Consider the following 15,423-nt stretch of genomic DNA (forward strand, 5'->3'; position numbering starts at 1 on the left):
GAGACGGAGACGCACTCTTGAAAATTGCAGTGCTCGGCGGCGGCAACGGCTCCTTTGCAGCGGCAGGCGATTTCGCGCTGGGAGGTCACGAGGTCCGGCTGTGGCGCCGCGATGCGGACGCTGTCGCGCAGCATCGCGCGGCGGGCTCGACGATCGTCGTCAAGGACGTCAATGGCCGGCATGAGGCGCGGCTCGCGCTGGTCACGACCGACATCGGCGAGGCTATCAGCGGTGCCGAGCTGATCCTCTGCCCGGCGCCGGCCTTCGCGCAAGCCGACATCGCCCGCCTGCTGGCGCCGCATCTCGCCGATGGGCAGGTCGTGTTCCTGCCCCCGGCGACCTTCGGCACCATGATCTTCGCAGCGGCGGCGCGCGAGGCCGGCAATGAAGCCAGCGTCAGCTACGCCGAGACCGGCACCCTGCCCTGGCTGACGCGCAAGCACGGCCCGTTCGAGGTTGCCATCACCATCCGGGCCAAGCGGCTCCCGGTCGGCGTGTTTCCTCTCAAGACGGCGGAGCACGCGCTCGCGGTGATCGGCCGCGCCTTCCCCGGCGTGATCGAGCCATGCGGCGATGCGCTGTCGGGCGCTCTGATGAATGCCGGCTGCATCATCCATCCGCCGCTGATCGTGATGAATGCCGGCCCCATCGAGCATTTCGAGCGCTGGGACATTCACAAGGAAGGCACGCAACCTTCGATCCGCCGCGTTACCGATGCGCTCGATGCGGAGCGGATCGCGGTGCGCGAGGCGCTCGGCTACGGCGCGCCGCATTTTCCGCTGGCGCATCACTATGCCAAGGAGGGCGAGATCTGGATGTATGGCCGCGGCTCGCACGATCGGTTGACCGATTCCGGCGATTGGCGCGAGCAGCTCGTGCTGACGCAGCACCGCTACATGCGCGAGGATCTCAGGCTCGGCCTGTCGTTCCTGATCTCGGCCGCCGAGCTGACCGGCACGCCGACGCCGCTCGCCCGCGCCTTCCTGGCCATCGGCGGTGCGATCTGCGGTGAGGATTTCATGGCAACGGGACGCACGCTGGCGAGCCTCGGCCTGGCTGGTCTCGACCGGACCGCACTGCAGGCGTTGCTGCGCGATGGATTTGCTCAATGAGCGCGCGCGGTCATATCGCCTGCCTCGGCGCCGGCCGCATGGGCCGCGGCATCGCCGTCGCCTTCGCCTATGCCGGCCATCCCGTGACGATGATCGACATCAAGCCGCGCACGGCGGAAGAGTTCGCCAGCCTGCAGCGCGATGCGCTCGGCGAGGTCGGCGCGACATTCGCGACCTTGGCGCGGCTCGGGATGCTGCAGGCCGCTGACGCCAACAAGCTGATGGACAAGATCGCCGTCGCGCCGGCCGGCTCGAGCGGCGATGTCCTCGCACAGACCACGCTGGTGTTCGAAGGCGTGCCGGAGATCGTCGACCTCAAGCGCGAAGTGCTGGCTGCGGCGTCGCGCGCGGTCGCGCCCGACGTCATCATCGCCTCGACGACATCGACGATCCTGGTCGACGATCTCTCTGGTGCGGTGGAGCGTCCTGAGCGCTTCCTGAATGCGCACTGGCTCAATCCAGCCTATCTGATTCCGCTGGTCGAGATCTCGCCGGGCAAGGCGACCGATCCCGATGTCACCGCGCGGCTGAAGGCGCTACTGGAAGACATCGGCAAGGTGCCGGTGGTCTGCGCGGCGACGCCGGGCTTCATCGTGCCGCGCATCCAGGCGCTCGCCATGAACGAGGCGGCGCGCATGGTCGACGAAGGCGTCGCCAGCGCCGAGGAGATCGACAAGGCGATCCGCTACGGCTTCGGCTTCCGCTACGCGGTGCTCGGCCTGCTCGAATTCATCGACTGGGGTGGCGGTGACATTCTCTACTACGCCAGCCGCTACCTCGAAGGCGCGCTGGGCAGCGACCGCTACCGCGCACCCGAAGTGATCGAGCGCAACATGGCCGAGGGCCGCATCGGCCTGCGCACCGGCGCCGGCTTCCTCGATTATTCCGGCATGGACGTTGCGGCCTATCGCGAGCAGCGGCTCGGCGCGCTGGTCGAGATGCTGCGGCATTTCAAGCTCGCCCGGCCGCCGGTGGTGGATTGAGGCGGAGCACGCGGCAGCAACGGAGCCGTGAGGTGGGCAAAGGCGCGCCACGCCGTCGCCGGATCGTGACGATCTCTCGCGCGCCGTGCCCACCAGTCGCGCCGATTGCGTGGATCTACGGTGGGCACGCAACCGCCCTGCGGGTGGCCGCTTTGCCCGCCCTACGGCTGCGGTGATCTTCGCCTCTCGCGAATGTTGACCGCAACGACATCAACGAACTCCGACGTCGTCCCGGCGAACGCCGACGGCGGTGGGTGGGGTGGGTTCACGGCTCAAACAGCGGGCCAAATAAACAGCTACGACATAACTGGTCGTTCTCGCGGCGCATCTCGCCCGAGTCATGCATCGAATGGGTCCCTCGCGAATCATGCAGAGGGCGCAGGGAATGCCGGGTGAAGGCCTCACCCATGGCCCGCCTGCGAAAAAAATGCAGGCGGCAGGTACCACAGGCAAAGCCGAACACGCCGGCATTCCCTGCGCGATGGGTCTAACGCTTATACGCAGTCTCCCTGGTGCGCCGGGCTTGTTGGCCACCATCACCGCGCGGCACTCAGGCCGACGCGACTTGATACCAGCATCGGGGTATCAGGACGCTGCGACTTCACGTCCGCGAGCGATCGTTCGTCCGCGCCCTCGTAAGAAGACGCTGCGATCTCTCGCGGCCATCGCATCCCCACCTCGCGTGTCGTGACGATCGCGCGCAACGCCCCTCCGCAGTGAGGCGGGATGCAGAGAGAGAACCATGATTTCCGAAAAATCGCAAGAAGATTATTTTTAACAGAATAGCGGGATGATTCTGTCTCGGCGCTTGTCATTTGGGCCGGCCCGCCCCGTGAGGACGGTGCGCTCCCCTCCCCCTTGCGGGGAGGGGTTGGGGGTGGGGGTCCACGAGTTGTGCTTGGAGCGACGAGCACAAGAGCCCTGCATCGATCAACCGACGGCGTGTTGCGGCCCCACGCGTCTCACAGTGGAGGTTTGGGTACGAGCAGTTGTGCCCACAACGAAGTTCAGCGTATGGGGACCCCCACCCCCGCCCCCTCCCCGCAAGGGGGAGGGGAGCGCACTACCGCCGCGGCGGCAGCTCGCCAGTAGAATGCGCAGGACTCTACCCGAACACATCCTGCAGCACGCCGTGCTTGATCACGGCGACCCCATCCAGCTCGATCGTGGTGCCCATCATCGGCAGGTCGAAATGACCCGCCGTGTAGCGGCCGGCAAACTCGTTGGCGCCGGTGGAGAACAGGAAGTTGCCGGGGACGGCGCGCAGCTCGGTGCCGTTGGTGTCGCGCTGGTCGTACATGGCCAGCGCCTCGTAGCGCGCGCCGGGGTTCATGCCCCAGCCGACATGCGACACGGCGTATGCCTCGCGGTCGCCCCAGGACGCGAGATAAGATCGCATCATCGCTGCGTCGGCGCCCTCGCCTGCCAGATCGGTCACGTAGTCGTCGCGCAGGGTCATCGTGACAGGCGAACTCAGATAACGCTTGAAGGTGAGGTTGATGTCTCCGGGCGCCATCACGATGGTGCCGTTGACCGATTTGCTCTTGGGGAAGCTGACGACGATGCCACCCGGCCAGTGCGCCAGGGTGCCCGGACGATCGGTCCAGCCCCAGACGCCGACGGTGGAGGCGCCCTCCATGATCACGTCGAGGTCGGTGCCGGCCTTCGACGTCACGCGCATCCGCTTGGTTCCGCGCAGCATCTTGGCTGCGGCGCGCACCCGCTTTTCGAGCGCCGAGTCCGGCACCATGCGCTCGAGCGCCTCGGGATGCTCGTTGGAGATCACCAGGATGCGCGCGCCGGCCTTCAGGATCTCCGGCGTCTCCACCGCATGCATCAGGCCTTCGATGGTACAGTCGACGACGAAGCCGGCCTGCTGAAGCGCTGAGACCACCGGCCCGAGCTTGCCGATCGCCTCCGACGCGCCGGTCGAACGGACGGGAACGGGATGCTTGTTGCGCGGGGTCGGCACCACGACATGGAACGGCCGCGCGCCCATCCGCAGCAACGCCAGCTCGGCGATGTGGACGTTCAGCGCCCGGGACTGCGTCTCCGACAGGATCGCAGCGGTGTCGCCCGCCTTCACGGCGCAGCGCTCGAAGATCTCACAGAATGCGTCGATCCATTTCGCCTCGATGCGATCCGCCAGCATGGTCGTTCTCCCGATTGTCGTTGTGTTGTTATCAGACCGAGGGGAAGCCGCGCAGCAGATAAGCGCGCAGGCCTTGCAGCAGGGCGTTGAGAATGAGGCCCAGCAGCGAGATCGTGATCAGCGGCACGAACATGTCGACGGCCTGGAAGGTGCGCGCGGCGGTCACCAGCACGTGACCGAGCCCGTCGGTCGAGGTGATCATCTCGGCCAGGAACACGACGATGCAGGAGATCACGAGGCCGATGCGGCAACCGGTCAGGATCGAGGGCATCGCGGCCGGCAGCACCACCTTCCACAGGACGTCGCGCGGCGGCGTCCCGGCGGCGAGCGCCGACCAGATCAGCTTCTGCTCGACCGTGGCGGCGCCGTAATAGCTCGACAGCAGGATCGGAAACAGCGCATCCGCCGCCACCAGCATGATCTTGGATTCGTGGCCGAAGCCGAGCAGCAGCAGGAAGGCCGGATAGAGCGCGACCTTCGGCAGCGGCGCCAGCACGCGCACGATCGGCTTGACGGCGGCGTTGACAGGCGGGCTCACCGCGGCGGCAATTCCCAGGGAAACACCGAGCACCACGGCGATCGCAAAGCCCGCGAACAGCCGGAACAGCGTCGCCACGATGTCCTGCTGGAAGGTGACGCTGGTGAGTTGCTGGCCCATGCGCTGGAACACCTGTCCCGGCGGCGGCAGCAGGGTCGGCGGCGCGTAGCCGAACGACACCAGCCCCTGCCACAGCAGCAGGACCAGCACGATCGGCGCGGCGCCCAGCAGGATGTCGTTGGAGGTGCGCGTCATGAGAAGCTCAGCGGCATGTCGAACTGCGGCTCGGACCAGCGCACCAGCCAGCGCCTGACGACCTCGAACGCCGCATCGAGGCAGATGCCCATGGCGCCGATGATGATGATCATCGCGAACACCGTGTCGTACTGGCCCATGTCGAGCGCGTTGAACAGGATGTTGCCGGCGCCGGACTGCCGCGCGATCATCTCGCTGGTGACCATCGTGATCAGCGCCAGCACCAGGCCGGTACGGCAGCCGGTCAGGATCTCCGGCAAGGCTGCGGGCAGGACGATGCGCAGCAGGCGCTCGCCGGCCGAGAGTCCCATCGCCGCGCCCGACCACAGCATCTTCTCCTCGACCGCCTTGGCGCCCTCGAAGCTGTGGTAGATCACCGGAAGGCTGACGCCGAGGAAGATCACCAGCGTCTTGGAGATGTCGCCGACGCCGAGCCACAGCATGATGATCGGCATCAGCGCCGCCTTCGGCACCGGGTAGATCAGCATCAGCAGCGGATTGAAGAAGGCGGCGGTCGACCGGCTGCGCCCCATCAGCAACCCGAGCGGAATCGAGAACGCAAGCGCGAGCGCGAAGCCGATCGCCATCCGCCGCAGCGAGGCCATGATGTTGATCAGGGATTCCTTGTCGGTGAGGATCGGCGGGATCGCGCGCAGCGATTCCAGCGCGGTCGGGAAGCTGTCGTTCTTGAGCCCGAGCGAGGCGAGCTGCCAAGCCAGCAGCAGGCCGCAGCAGGCCAGAATCGGCGCGAGCGGCTTCGACAGACCATTCATGACGGCAGCTCGTTGTCACCGGAATCGTCGAACATGCGCTCGATGTCGACGATGTATTTCTGATAGCGCGGGTCCAGCAGCAGTTCCTCGCGGCGGCGCGGCCGGGGCAGATCGATGTCGATCACCTCGCGGATTCGGCCGGGCGAGCGCGACATCATGACGACCTTGTCGGACAGGAACACGGCTTCCTCAACCGAGTGGGTCACGAACAGGACCGTCTTACGGTCGCGCTCCCAGATGTCGAGCAGGTCGTTCTGCAGCCGCGTGCGCGTATGCGCGTCGAGCGCGCCGAACGGCTCGTCCATCAGCAGCACCTCCGGCCCGTAGGCCAGCGTGCGGGCCAGCGCGACGCGCTGCTTCATGCCGCCGGAGAGCTCCTTGGGATAGAATTTCTCGAAGCCGGTAAGTCCGACCATGGCGAGCAAAGTCCGCGCGAGCGCCTCGGCCTTCGCCGGCTTCTTGCCCTGCTGCAGCGGACCATACATGACGTTGCCGAGCACGCTCTTCCAGGGAAACAGCGCGAACTCCTGGAACACCGGGCCGCGATCGGTGCCGGGACCGGTGATCGGCTTGCCCTTCATTTTCGCGGTGCCGCTGGTCGGGCTGACGAAGCCACCGACGATGTAGAGCAAGGTCGACTTGCCGCAGCCGGAGGGACCGAGGATCGAGACGAAGGCGCCCTCGCCGACCGTCAGCGAAATGTCCGACAGCGCGGTGTGGTCGCGGCGCGACGAGGTCTTGAACACCTGCGACACGTGATCGATCTCGATGATCGGCGTGGCCACGCGACGGCCGAGCGGAGTGCCCGCGAGCTGGCCGGGTCGGATCGGGGTCACGTCCATGTCGGCTTCTCTTTCCGATGCAGCACGCTCAAACGCTCCGTGAAATCAGGCAAGACAGACTGCCGCAGATTAGCAAGAAACCTGCCAATCGTCGCCACGCGCGGATCATTCCCGGTCCTGATCGAACCAGGGCCATTCGGCCGGCCCTTCGTGAGTCACGGCGCCGAGCGGTGCCTGCCCAACGAGTTTCGCGTATTTCGCCAGTGCCCCTGCCCTGTGCCGCGGCGGCCGCTGCGACCACGCGCTGCGACGCACCGCGAGCTCGGACTCATCGAGCAGCACGTCGAGCGTGCGCGCCTTCGCATCGATGCGGATCGGATCGCCGTCTTGCACCAGCGCCAGCGGACCGCCGACGAAGGCTTCCGGCGAGACATAGCCGATGCACATGCCGCGGGTGGCGCCGGAGAAGCGGCCGTCGGTGATCAGCGCGACCTTCTCGCCCATGCCCTGGCCATAGATCAGCGCCGTGACGCCGAGCATCTCGCGCATCCCAGGACCGCCGACCGGACCCTCGTTGCGGATGATCAGCACCTCGCCGGCCTGATAGTTGCGTGCGCGCACCGCGGCGACGCAGGCCTCCTCGTCCTCGAACACCCGCGCGCGGCCCTCGAACACCAGGTTCTTGAGGCCGGCAACCTTGATGACGGCGCCGTCGGGCGCGAGGTTGCCCTTGAGGACAGCGACGCCGCCATCCGCCATGATCGGCCTGGCCGGGCTGAACACGATCTCGCCGTCCGGCGCATTGGCCGCGCCATATTCCTCGGCCAGCGTGCGGCCGGAGACCGTGATGCAGGAGCCGTCGATGTGGCCGCTCTCGATCAGCGCGCGGATCACAACGGCGGCGCCGCCGATGTCGTAGACGTCCTTCGCCGTGTACTTGCCGCCCGGCCTGAGATTGCCGATCAGCGGCGTGCGCGCGAAGACCTCGCCGACATCGTCGAGCGTGAAACGGATGCCGGCCTCATTGGCGATCGCCGGCAGATGCAGCGCGGCGTTGGTGGAGCCGCCGGTGGCCGCGACAATGGCCGCCCCGTTCTCCAGCGCCTTGCGGGTGACGATGTCGCGCGGTAGCGGCCCGCCGCGCGCGAGCATCTGCATGATCAGGCGTCCGGCCTGACGCGCGACGTGCGCTCGCTCGGCATAGACGCCGGGAATCATCGAGACGTTGGGCATCGACAGCCCCATCGCCTCCGACAGCATGCCCATGGTGTTGGCGGTGAACTGCCCGGCGCAGGCGCCGATCGTCGGGAGGCAGGTCCGCTCGATGCCTTCGAGCGTCCGTGCATCGATCTCGCCGGTCATGTAGCTGCCGACGGCCTCGTAAGAATCGAGCACCGTGAGCGTCCGGCCCTGGTAGTTGCCGGGCAGCGCGCTGCCGCCATAGATGAAGATCGACGGCACGTTGCAGCGGACCATGCCCATCATGACGCCAGGCAAGGTCTTGTCGCAGCCGCCGAAGCCGATCAGCGCGTCATAGGCGAGGCCATGGACGACGGCTTCGATGGAGTCGGCAATCAGCTCGCGCGAGAACAGAGAGAACTTCATTCCCTCGTGGTTCATGCTGATGCCGTCGGAGACCGAGACGGTGGCGAACTCGCGCGGGGTGCCGCCGGCCTCCGAGATGCCCGTCTTGGCCGCATCGACCTGGAAGTCGTGCGTCATGTTGCAGGGCGTCTGCTCGCCCTTCTGGCTGACGACGCCGATCATCGGCTTGGCGATGTCGGCATCATCCAGCCCCATCGCGCGCATGAAGGCGCGGTGCGGGGCGCGATCGAGCCCCTCCACCGTCACGCGCGATCGCAGCTTCCTCATCGACAAGGCTCCGCGCCGGCCGCCTACTGGATCGGCGCGACGATCGTCGGATGCTTGAACTGGGCGACGTCGAGCTTCGGCAGCATGCCGGTCTCGGCGTAGATGTCGAGCATCTTCTGGATCGCCGGGAAGTTCGGCGCGGCGACCGGATCGCGGCCGAAATCATTGTCCTTCAGCAGATAGGTGTCGATGACGGCAACCGGCGCCTTCATGACCTCCGACACCACCTTCAAGGTCTCGTCGCGATTGGCGAGCGCCTTCTTCATGCCCGTCGTGATGTCGCGGACATAGGCCTTCACCAGCTCCGGGTTCTTGTCGACGAAGTCGGCGCGGCAGGCCTCGAGGATGTGCACGATGTTCGGCATCGCCTCGGACAGCGAGAACAGCTTGCGGGTGCCGCCCTTGGCCTCGGCGCGCGCTGCAAAGGGTTGATTCATGTTGACGGCGTCGACGCGGCCCTGGCGCAGCGCATCCTCCGACACCGCGAAGCCGACCTCGACCAGCTTGATGTCCTTGGCGGGATCGAGCCCGGCCTGCTTCAGCAGCATGTTGAACGGCCCTTGCGTGCCGCCACCGATCACGGAAATGCCGACCGTCTTGCCTTTCAGGTCGGCGATGGTCTTGATCGGCGAGTCGTCCTTGACCGCCCAGTAGACCGAGAAACCGCCCGGCTTCTCATAGACGTGCTGGGCGACGATGTAGGCCTTGAGGCCGCCGCCGACCACGCCGTTCGCCAGCGACAGCGGCGCCTGCGTGGCGCAGTCGAGCGCGCCGGCGGCGAGCGCCTGTGTCATCGGTGCCGTTCCCTGGAACTGGGTCCACTCGATGTTGTAGATCTTGCCGAGATCCGGAAATTCGGTGGGCCGCTTCATCATCCAGTACTTGGATTCTTCCGCTGGGATGGTCCAGCCGACGCGGATCGTCTGCTGTGCGAATGTCGGCCCCGCGCTCGTCACCAAAGCCATCGCCGCGAGTGCCGCCAGCATCGATCGTTTCCGCATCACGCCCCTCCGCCATTCAAAAAGCAACCTCGCGGAGAATGTTTCATGTCTCAAATATCTGTGCAAGCGCGGAAAACGCCCGCCTTTGCCTGCCCCATGGGCAAGCCCGCCTTGCAGCGCGACAAGGGCGGATCATCGTGAAGTGCCGCGTTCCGTGTGCCGCGGCGCTGTCGACAACGCAAGGTCGCACGCCCCAGGTGGCGAGAGTGGCCGTTCGACCGACTGGCGTTGCCGCGTCGCACGCGCTAGGGAGAGGCCCCGAATTCACCTTTTGAGGAGTTCTTCGATGTCGATCCAGCGTTTCGAAATTGGCCCGCGCATGAGCCAGGTCGTCGTTCACGGCAATACCGTCTATCTCGCCGGCGTCGTCGCGCAGAAGACGGCCGGTGAAAGCGTTACCAAGCAGACCGAGGAGATTCTCTCGATCATCGACGGCCACCTCGCCAAGGCCGGCACCGACAAGTCGAAGCTGTTGTCGGCGACGATCTACCTCACCGACATCAAGACATTCGGCGAAATGAACGCCGTGTGGGACGGCTGGGTCTCGGCCGGCAACACCCCGGCTCGCGCCACCGTAGAGGCCGGGCTTGCCGCGCCGCAATACACCGTCGAGATCATGGTGATCGCGGCGAAGTAGGCGCTGGGTCGCCGCGCACTAGTCGGTGTCGCGGCGACCAGTGTTGCGATTGAGCGGATCACGCCGCTCGCGCCTGAGCCCTTCCGGAAGCACCGGCTCGGTGCCGGGCAACGGCTCGGCCCGCACGTCGGCGCCCCACTGCTCCTGCTGGTGGGGCGTCGTTTTGTCCTTGACCTGTTGCGGCTGCGGCAGACCGTCCTTGCTGACGTGGTCGTAGGCGCCGGAGCGCAGGTCGCGGGTGTCTCGGCCTGTCATGATCCTTCAACAAGCCTTCTCCAGCATTCGTTCCTGATCGCCGGCATGGAACAGATGCCTTCCTGCCGCCACAGGACGACCGGGTCCGCGAGGAGCATAAGTCGCGCGTCGCAACATCAGATGAGCGCAGTGGTGGTCGGCGTCGACGCGATGATGATGCGGACGAGCGCTGGCGATGCAGCCACGGTCAGGACTGCGGCCGCAGCGGCGCGCCCTCGCGGATGCCATCGACCTTCACGGCGAGCCGCTTGATCTTGTCGTAAAGCGTCTGCTTCGGAATGCTCAGCAGCGCCGCGGTCGCCGGCACGTCGCCGAGCTTGCGGCGCAACGCATCCTCGATGATCGAGCGCTCGATGTTCTCCAACTGCCGTGGCAGCGACAGCTCCGAGGCTGCGGCGCCCGAGCGGTCGAGGACCTTGCGGTCGAGCACACCGAGCACGAAGCGGTCGGCGACGTTGCGCAACTCGCGCACGTTGCCCGGCCATGAGTAGCCGAGCAGCAGCGACATGGTCTGCTCGTTCACGATCGGCGCGTCGCGCTCGAACCGCTTGGCGGCCTCGAGGGTGAAGTGCTCGAACAGGATCGGGATATCCTCGCGGCGTTCGCGCAACGGAGGCAGCTCGATGAAGGCGACGCCGAGACGATAATACAGATCGGCACGGAACAGCTTCTGCTCGCTGAGCTCGAGCAGATTGGCCTTGCTGGCCGCCACCACGCGGCAGTCCACCGCCACGGGCTTGTTGGAGCCGACGCGCTCGACCGAGCGGTCCTGCAACGCCCGCAGCAGCTTCACCTGCACGCTGAGCGGCATGCTCTCGATTTCGTCGAGGAACAGCGTGCCGCCATGGGCATATTCGATCTTGCCGATCCGCTGCTTGGTCGCGCCGGTGAAGGCGCCGGCCTCGTGGCCGAACAATTCGCTCTCAACCAGTGATTCCGGCAGGCCGCCGCAATTCACCGCGACATAGTTGCCGCCGCGCCGGGCGCTGTGAGCGTGCAGGCAACGGGCGACGACGTCCTTGCCGGTGCCGGTCTCGCCATAGATCGTCACGTCGACATTGGTCGAGGCCAGATTGGCGACGAGGCGGCGCACCTCCTGGATCTGCGGCGAGCGCCCGAGCAGGCTCGCCTCGATGCCCTGGCGGTCGGCGAGCGCCGAGCGCAAGGTGCGGACTTCGAGCGTCAGGCGACGCTTGTCGAGGGCGCGGCGCACGACGGAGACGAGCTGCTCCGACGAGCACGGCTTCTCGATGAAGTCATAGGCGCCGTTGCGCATCGCTTCCACGGCCATCGAGATGTCGCCATGACCGGTGACCAGGATGACCGGCAGGTCCGGATCGAGCCGCTGTAGCTCGGACAGCCACTCGGTGCCGCTCTTGCCGCGCAGCCGCACGTCGGAGACCACCACGAACGGCATGTCGGCGCGAACGATTCCGCCTGCGGCTTCGGCGGAGGCGAACGGCGTCACCGACAGGCCGGCGAGCTGCAGCGCCTGGACGGCGCCGATGCGGACATCCTCGTCGTCCTCGACATAGATCACGCCGACCGGTTGCTCAGGAGTCATGTGGGAACCTCTTCAATCGGCAAGCGGCAGCAGCACGATGAACTCGGCGCCGGACGGCTCAAGATTGCGCGCCCGCAGCTCGCCGCCGAACGACCGCGCGATGTGATTGGCGATGACGAGCCCAAGTCCGAGACCCTTGCCGGCCGGCTTGGTCGTGACGAAGGGCTCGAACAGGCGCGGCAGGACATCGGCGGCGATCGCCGGGCCGCTGTTGGCGATGGCGATGCGGCACTGCCCCTCCTCACGCACGGCGCAGATGTGGATGGACTTCCGCGCGGCGCCCTCGACGGCATCGAGCGCGTTGGCGATGATGTTGCAGAGCAGTTGCTCGAGCCGGATCTGATCGGCCCTGACACGAAGCTCGGGCGCGAGATCGATGGTCACGTCGACATGGCCGTCCTTCACCCGCGCGCCGAGGATCTTGAACGTCTCGGACAGGGCCTGCTCGACCGCGACGGCATCGAGCGGCGCGTTCGATTTGTAGGCGAAAACGCGCAACTGGCCGGTCAGGCGCGCGAGACGGCGGACCATCTCGCCGATGCGGATGAGATTGCCGCGGGCCTCGCCGATCATGCCGCGATCGACGAATTGCACGGCATTGTCGGAAGCGGTCTGCAGCGCCGCCAAGGGCTGGTTGATCTCGTGCACCATGCCGGCCGACATCTGGCCGAGCACGGCAAGCTTGCCGGCATGGACGAGCTCGTCCTGCGCGGCGCGCAATTCGGCGGTGCGCTCCTGCACCCGCATTTCCAGCCGATCATTGGCGGCCTGCAGCGCGGCCTGGCTCGCCAGCCGCTGCCGGATCTCGCGGCGTCGCTGCGCCAGCAGGCCGAGCGCCAGCAGCGCCACGATGCTGGCGAGACCCGAGAGCGTGCCGATGATCAAGGCCGTCCGCCGGATCGGCGTCTCGTCGTCGAGCAGCAGCAGCTGCCATTGCCGCCCGTTGAGCGGACGCTCGTCGACGCTGTAGACTGCGCCGCGCTCGGTCGCGACCTGGCCGCCGCGATCGGTCCTCTCCATGAAGGTCCAGTCGAGCGGCGCGAGGCTGGAGCTGCCATAGGGCTTCGACGTCGCGATTTCCTCGAGCGCATCCACCGAGAGCGGCGTCAACGGGCGGAAGCGCCATTCCTCGCGCGAGGCGAGAATGGTGACGCCGCGGGCGTCGACCAGAAGCATGTCGGCACCGCGGTTGCGCCATTCGCGCTCGAAGGCATCGAGATTGACCTTGACGACGGCGACGCCGATCGTCCGTCCCTGTTGCTTGACCGCATAGGACAGGTAATAGCCGGCGCGCGCGCTGGTGATGCCGATGCCGAAGAACGCGCCGCGGCCGGTCGCCAGCGCCTGGCGCATATAGGGCCGGTAGGACAGGTTGCTGCCGACCGGCGTTCCCGGCTGATCGAAGTCGGCGGCGGCGATCGCATCACCGGCGACGGTGAGGACATAGAGGTTGTCGGCGCCGGCCAGCAGATTGATCGACTTCAGATGCAGGCTGACGCTCTGCTGCAGCGCGCGATCGTCCGGCGTGCCGAGCAGCCGGAAGACATCGGGCGAGGTCTCCAGCAGCGAGGGCAGATATTCGAAGCGCGAGAGGTAGCCGTCGAGCTGCGCGGCCTCGACCGCCAGCCGCTGCTGGGCCGCGGCGTGCCGCTGATCGAGCCCGCGGGAAAAGGCAATGGCATAGCCGAGCCATGCCGCGACGCCGACCAGCGCAGCCGCCATCACTCCGCGAACGACCAAGCCCGCGCGCCTGCGGACCACCGCGGTGACGTCGGGATGTCGCTCGAGGCCGATCCGGAATGGAAGGTCCGTCATTCCCTTTTCCAGGCCCATCATGTCCAGGCCCATCACGCCCCGGACCCATGTACCGGGCCGGGCCTGCCGTATCCGTAATTGTGCTGCAAGTCTAAGGTCTTGCCGGGCAATAGGCGACAACAAAATCGGCCGGGCCGACGCCCTCGGCGCGCCCGTCAGTGCAGCTTGACGTGCGGCTCGGTGCGGCGGGTGATCAGGCGCGCCAGCGTGTCCAGCGTGACCTTGGCGAGCCCGTGCAGCGCGTATTCGTGCATCTTGTAGAGCGACAGATACATCATCCGCGCGAACAGGCCTTCGAACACCAGATTGCCGCCGACCAGCGCGCCCATCATCGAGCCGACCGTGCTGAACTCGCCAAGCGATACCAGGGAGCCGAAATCGTGATAGCGGTAGTCCGCCAGCGGCTCGCCCCTGACGAAGCGCGGAATCTGCTTGTAGAGGTGCGAGGCCTGCTGATGCGCGGCCTGCGCCCGCGGGGGCACATTGCCGCGCTCGCCCCAGGAGCAGGCCGAGCAGTCGCCAATGGCGAAGACGCGCTCGTCGCGCGTGGTCTGCAGGGTCTGCCTGACCACGAGCTGGTTGATGCGGTTGGTTTCCAGCCCCGCGATGTCCTTCAGGAAGTCGGGCGCCTTGACGCCCGCGGCCCAGACGATCAGCTCGGCCGGGATGACGCGGCCGTCGGCGAGGCTCACCTTGTCAGGCCCGACCTCGGCGACCTTGGCGCCGACGAGCACCTCGACGCCGAGCTTTGCGAGCAGCTTTTCGGTCTCGCGCGAAACCCGCTCAGGCAACGCCGGCAACACCCGGCCCGCGGCTTCGATCAGCGTGATCCTGATGTCCTTCTCGGCGTCGACCTGGTCGAGACCATAGGCCACCACCTCGCGGGTCGTGCGATGCAGTTCCGCGGCCAGCTCGACGCCGGTCGCGCCGGCGCCGATGATCGCGACCTTCAGCTGGTGCGGCGCGATCGGCGAGGACTGCGAATGGACGCGGATGCAGGCGTTGACCATGCGCTCGTGGAAGCGCCGGGCGTCGTGCTGCGATTCCAGCTTGATCGCATGATCGACCACGCCGGGCGTGCCGAAATCATTGTTCTGGCTGCCGATGGCGATGACGAGCACGTCATAGGGGATGGTCCGCCGCGGCGTGACCTCGCGCCCCTCCGCATCGAGATAGGGCGCCACCAGCACCTCGCGCTTGTCGCGGTCGAGGCCGATCATGTCGCCGATGCGGTAGTGGAAGCCGTGCCAATAGGCCTGGGCGAGATAGTCGACCTCATGGGCCGAGAGGTCCATGCTGCCCGCGGCGATCTCGTGCAGCTTCGGCTTCCAGACATGGGTGCGGTTGCGCTCGACCAGGGTGACGTCGAGCTTGCCCCTGCGGCCGTATCTGTCTCCGAGCCGGGTCGCGAGCTCCAAGCCGCCGGCGCCGCCGCCGACGATCACGATGCGAGGGACACCAGGCTGCGCAACGGCCATCATCGAACCTCTCCAAGGGTGACCGCGGCGCGACGGCATGACTCCGATGTCACGCCGGTGACGTCGTCCCTCCGGCACCGCCGCCCCAGCCAGCGCGACCATGTTCACGATACGCCGTATCGTCGCAATGGTCAGACCATGCCGACCTTGCGGCACCAGGCGGGATGCCTCCACGGCGAGCCCCTGCCCGCCGCTACCTTAGCAGA

Annotated in this window: 13 protein-coding genes; 3 read left to right on the forward strand and 10 right to left on the reverse strand. The window is 66.9% G+C overall.

What is annotated here, in order from left to right:
* Positions 1-17 precede the first annotated feature (17 nt).
* Both QW861_RS18165 and QW861_RS18170 read left to right on the forward strand, forming a co-directional pair.
* On the forward strand, positions 18-1,112 hold the full coding sequence (locus QW861_RS18165) for an NAD/NADP-dependent octopine/nopaline dehydrogenase family protein (RefSeq protein ID WP_315752005.1): 1,095 nt from the start codon (positions 18-20) through the stop codon (positions 1,110-1,112).
* Positions 1,109-2,095, forward strand: a complete 987-nt coding sequence (locus tag QW861_RS18170; RefSeq protein WP_315752006.1) for a 3-hydroxybutyryl-CoA dehydrogenase — start codon at positions 1,109-1,111, stop codon at positions 2,093-2,095. Before QW861_RS18165 ends, QW861_RS18170 begins: the two co-directional genes overlap by 4 nt.
* A gap of 1,105 nt (positions 2,096-3,200) precedes the next feature.
* On the opposite strand, the gene QW861_RS18175 is transcribed toward QW861_RS18170, so the two are convergent.
* The 6 genes from QW861_RS18175 to QW861_RS18200 form a co-directional block, all read right to left on the reverse strand.
* A complete protein-coding gene (locus QW861_RS18175; protein ID WP_315752007.1) occupies positions 3,201-4,247 on the reverse strand; it encodes a peptidase M29 in 1,047 nt (348 codons plus the stop codon).
* A gap of 31 nt (positions 4,248-4,278) precedes the next feature.
* Positions 4,279-5,040: an ABC transporter permease gene (locus QW861_RS18180; protein WP_315752008.1), complete on the reverse strand. Its 762-nt coding sequence runs from the start codon at positions 5,038-5,040 to the stop codon at positions 4,279-4,281.
* Positions 5,037-5,813 carry an ABC transporter permease gene (locus QW861_RS18185; protein ID WP_315715605.1) on the reverse strand — a complete coding sequence of 259 codons (777 nt, stop codon included), beginning with the start codon at positions 5,811-5,813 and terminating at the stop codon, positions 5,037-5,039. The genes QW861_RS18180 and QW861_RS18185 overlap by 4 nt, the downstream gene beginning before the upstream one ends.
* Positions 5,810-6,655: an ABC transporter ATP-binding protein gene (locus QW861_RS18190; RefSeq protein WP_315752009.1), complete on the reverse strand. Its 846-nt coding sequence runs from the start codon at positions 6,653-6,655 to the stop codon at positions 5,810-5,812. The genes QW861_RS18185 and QW861_RS18190 overlap by 4 nt, the downstream gene beginning before the upstream one ends.
* A 105-nt stretch (positions 6,656-6,760) precedes the next feature.
* Positions 6,761-8,467 carry a dihydroxy-acid dehydratase gene (gene ilvD / locus QW861_RS18195; RefSeq protein WP_315715603.1) on the reverse strand — a complete coding sequence of 569 codons (1,707 nt, stop codon included), beginning with the start codon at positions 8,465-8,467 and terminating at the stop codon, positions 6,761-6,763.
* Positions 8,468-8,490: 23 nt separating this feature from the next.
* Positions 8,491-9,468 carry an ABC transporter substrate-binding protein gene (locus tag QW861_RS18200; protein WP_315752010.1) on the reverse strand — a complete coding sequence of 326 codons (978 nt, stop codon included), beginning with the start codon at positions 9,466-9,468 and terminating at the stop codon, positions 8,491-8,493.
* 286 nt (positions 9,469-9,754) lie between these two features.
* On the opposite strand from QW861_RS18200, the gene QW861_RS18205 reads away from it, so the two are divergent.
* The gene (locus QW861_RS18205) at positions 9,755-10,105 is read left to right on the forward strand and encodes a RidA family protein (protein WP_315715601.1); all 351 of its coding nucleotides are present in this window, start codon (positions 9,755-9,757) and stop codon (positions 10,103-10,105) included.
* Positions 10,106-10,123: 18 nt separating this feature from the next.
* On the opposite strand, the gene QW861_RS18210 is transcribed toward QW861_RS18205, so the two are convergent.
* The 4 genes from QW861_RS18210 to QW861_RS18225 form a co-directional block, all read right to left on the reverse strand.
* Complete coding sequence (locus QW861_RS18210; RefSeq protein WP_315752011.1) at positions 10,124-10,360, reverse strand: hypothetical protein; 237 nt, start codon at positions 10,358-10,360, stop codon at positions 10,124-10,126.
* 187 nt (positions 10,361-10,547) lie between these two features.
* Positions 10,548-11,924 (reverse strand): sigma-54 dependent transcriptional regulator, encoded by a 1,377-nt coding sequence (locus QW861_RS18215; RefSeq protein WP_315715599.1) that lies wholly within the window; start codon positions 11,922-11,924, stop codon positions 10,548-10,550.
* A 12-nt stretch (positions 11,925-11,936) separates the two neighbouring features.
* Complete coding sequence (locus tag QW861_RS18220; RefSeq protein WP_315752012.1) at positions 11,937-13,739, reverse strand: ATP-binding protein; 1,803 nt, start codon at positions 13,737-13,739, stop codon at positions 11,937-11,939.
* A 155-nt stretch (positions 13,740-13,894) separates the two neighbouring features.
* A complete protein-coding gene (locus QW861_RS18225; protein WP_315715806.1) occupies positions 13,895-15,217 on the reverse strand; it encodes an NAD(P)/FAD-dependent oxidoreductase in 1,323 nt (440 codons plus the stop codon).
* Positions 15,218-15,423 lie beyond the last annotated feature (206 nt).

Origin of the sequence: Bradyrhizobium sp. SZCCHNRI1029, assembly GCF_032487555.1 — a bacterium.
In the GTDB taxonomy this organism is placed as follows: Bacteria; Pseudomonadota; Alphaproteobacteria; order Rhizobiales; family Xanthobacteraceae; genus Bradyrhizobium.

What these genes read in the sequence shown, in the direction of transcription:
- QW861_RS18175 (WP_315752007.1), bottom strand. Translation starts at nt 4,247, where the DNA reads ATGCTGGCGGATCGCATCGAGGCGAAATGGATCGACGCATTCTGTGAG.
- QW861_RS18185 (WP_315715605.1), bottom strand. Translation starts at nt 5,813, where the DNA reads ATGAATGGTCTGTCGAAGCCGCTCGCGCCGATTCTGGCCTGCTGCGGC.
- QW861_RS18205 (WP_315715601.1), top strand. Translation starts at nt 9,755, where the DNA reads ATGTCGATCCAGCGTTTCGAAATTGGCCCGCGCATGAGCCAGGTCGTC.
- QW861_RS18215 (WP_315715599.1), bottom strand. Translation starts at nt 11,924, where the DNA reads ATGACTCCTGAGCAACCGGTCGGCGTGATCTATGTCGAGGACGACGAG.
- QW861_RS18190 (WP_315752009.1), bottom strand. Translation starts at nt 6,655, where the DNA reads ATGGACGTGACCCCGATCCGACCCGGCCAGCTCGCGGGCACTCCGCTC.
- QW861_RS18200 (WP_315752010.1), bottom strand. Translation starts at nt 9,468, where the DNA reads ATGCGGAAACGATCGATGCTGGCGGCACTCGCGGCGATGGCTTTGGTG.
- QW861_RS18225 (WP_315715806.1), bottom strand. Translation starts at nt 15,217, where the DNA reads ATGGCCGTTGCGCAGCCTGGTGTCCCTCGCATCGTGATCGTCGGCGGC.
- QW861_RS18220 (WP_315752012.1), bottom strand. Translation starts at nt 13,739, where the DNA reads ATGACGGACCTTCCATTCCGGATCGGCCTCGAGCGACATCCCGACGTC.
- QW861_RS18170 (WP_315752006.1), top strand. Translation starts at nt 1,109, where the DNA reads ATGAGCGCGCGCGGTCATATCGCCTGCCTCGGCGCCGGCCGCATGGGC.
- QW861_RS18180 (WP_315752008.1), bottom strand. Translation starts at nt 5,040, where the DNA reads ATGACGCGCACCTCCAACGACATCCTGCTGGGCGCCGCGCCGATCGTG.
- ilvD (WP_315715603.1), bottom strand. Translation starts at nt 8,467, where the DNA reads ATGAGGAAGCTGCGATCGCGCGTGACGGTGGAGGGGCTCGATCGCGCC.
- QW861_RS18210 (WP_315752011.1), bottom strand. Translation starts at nt 10,360, where the DNA reads ATGACAGGCCGAGACACCCGCGACCTGCGCTCCGGCGCCTACGACCAC.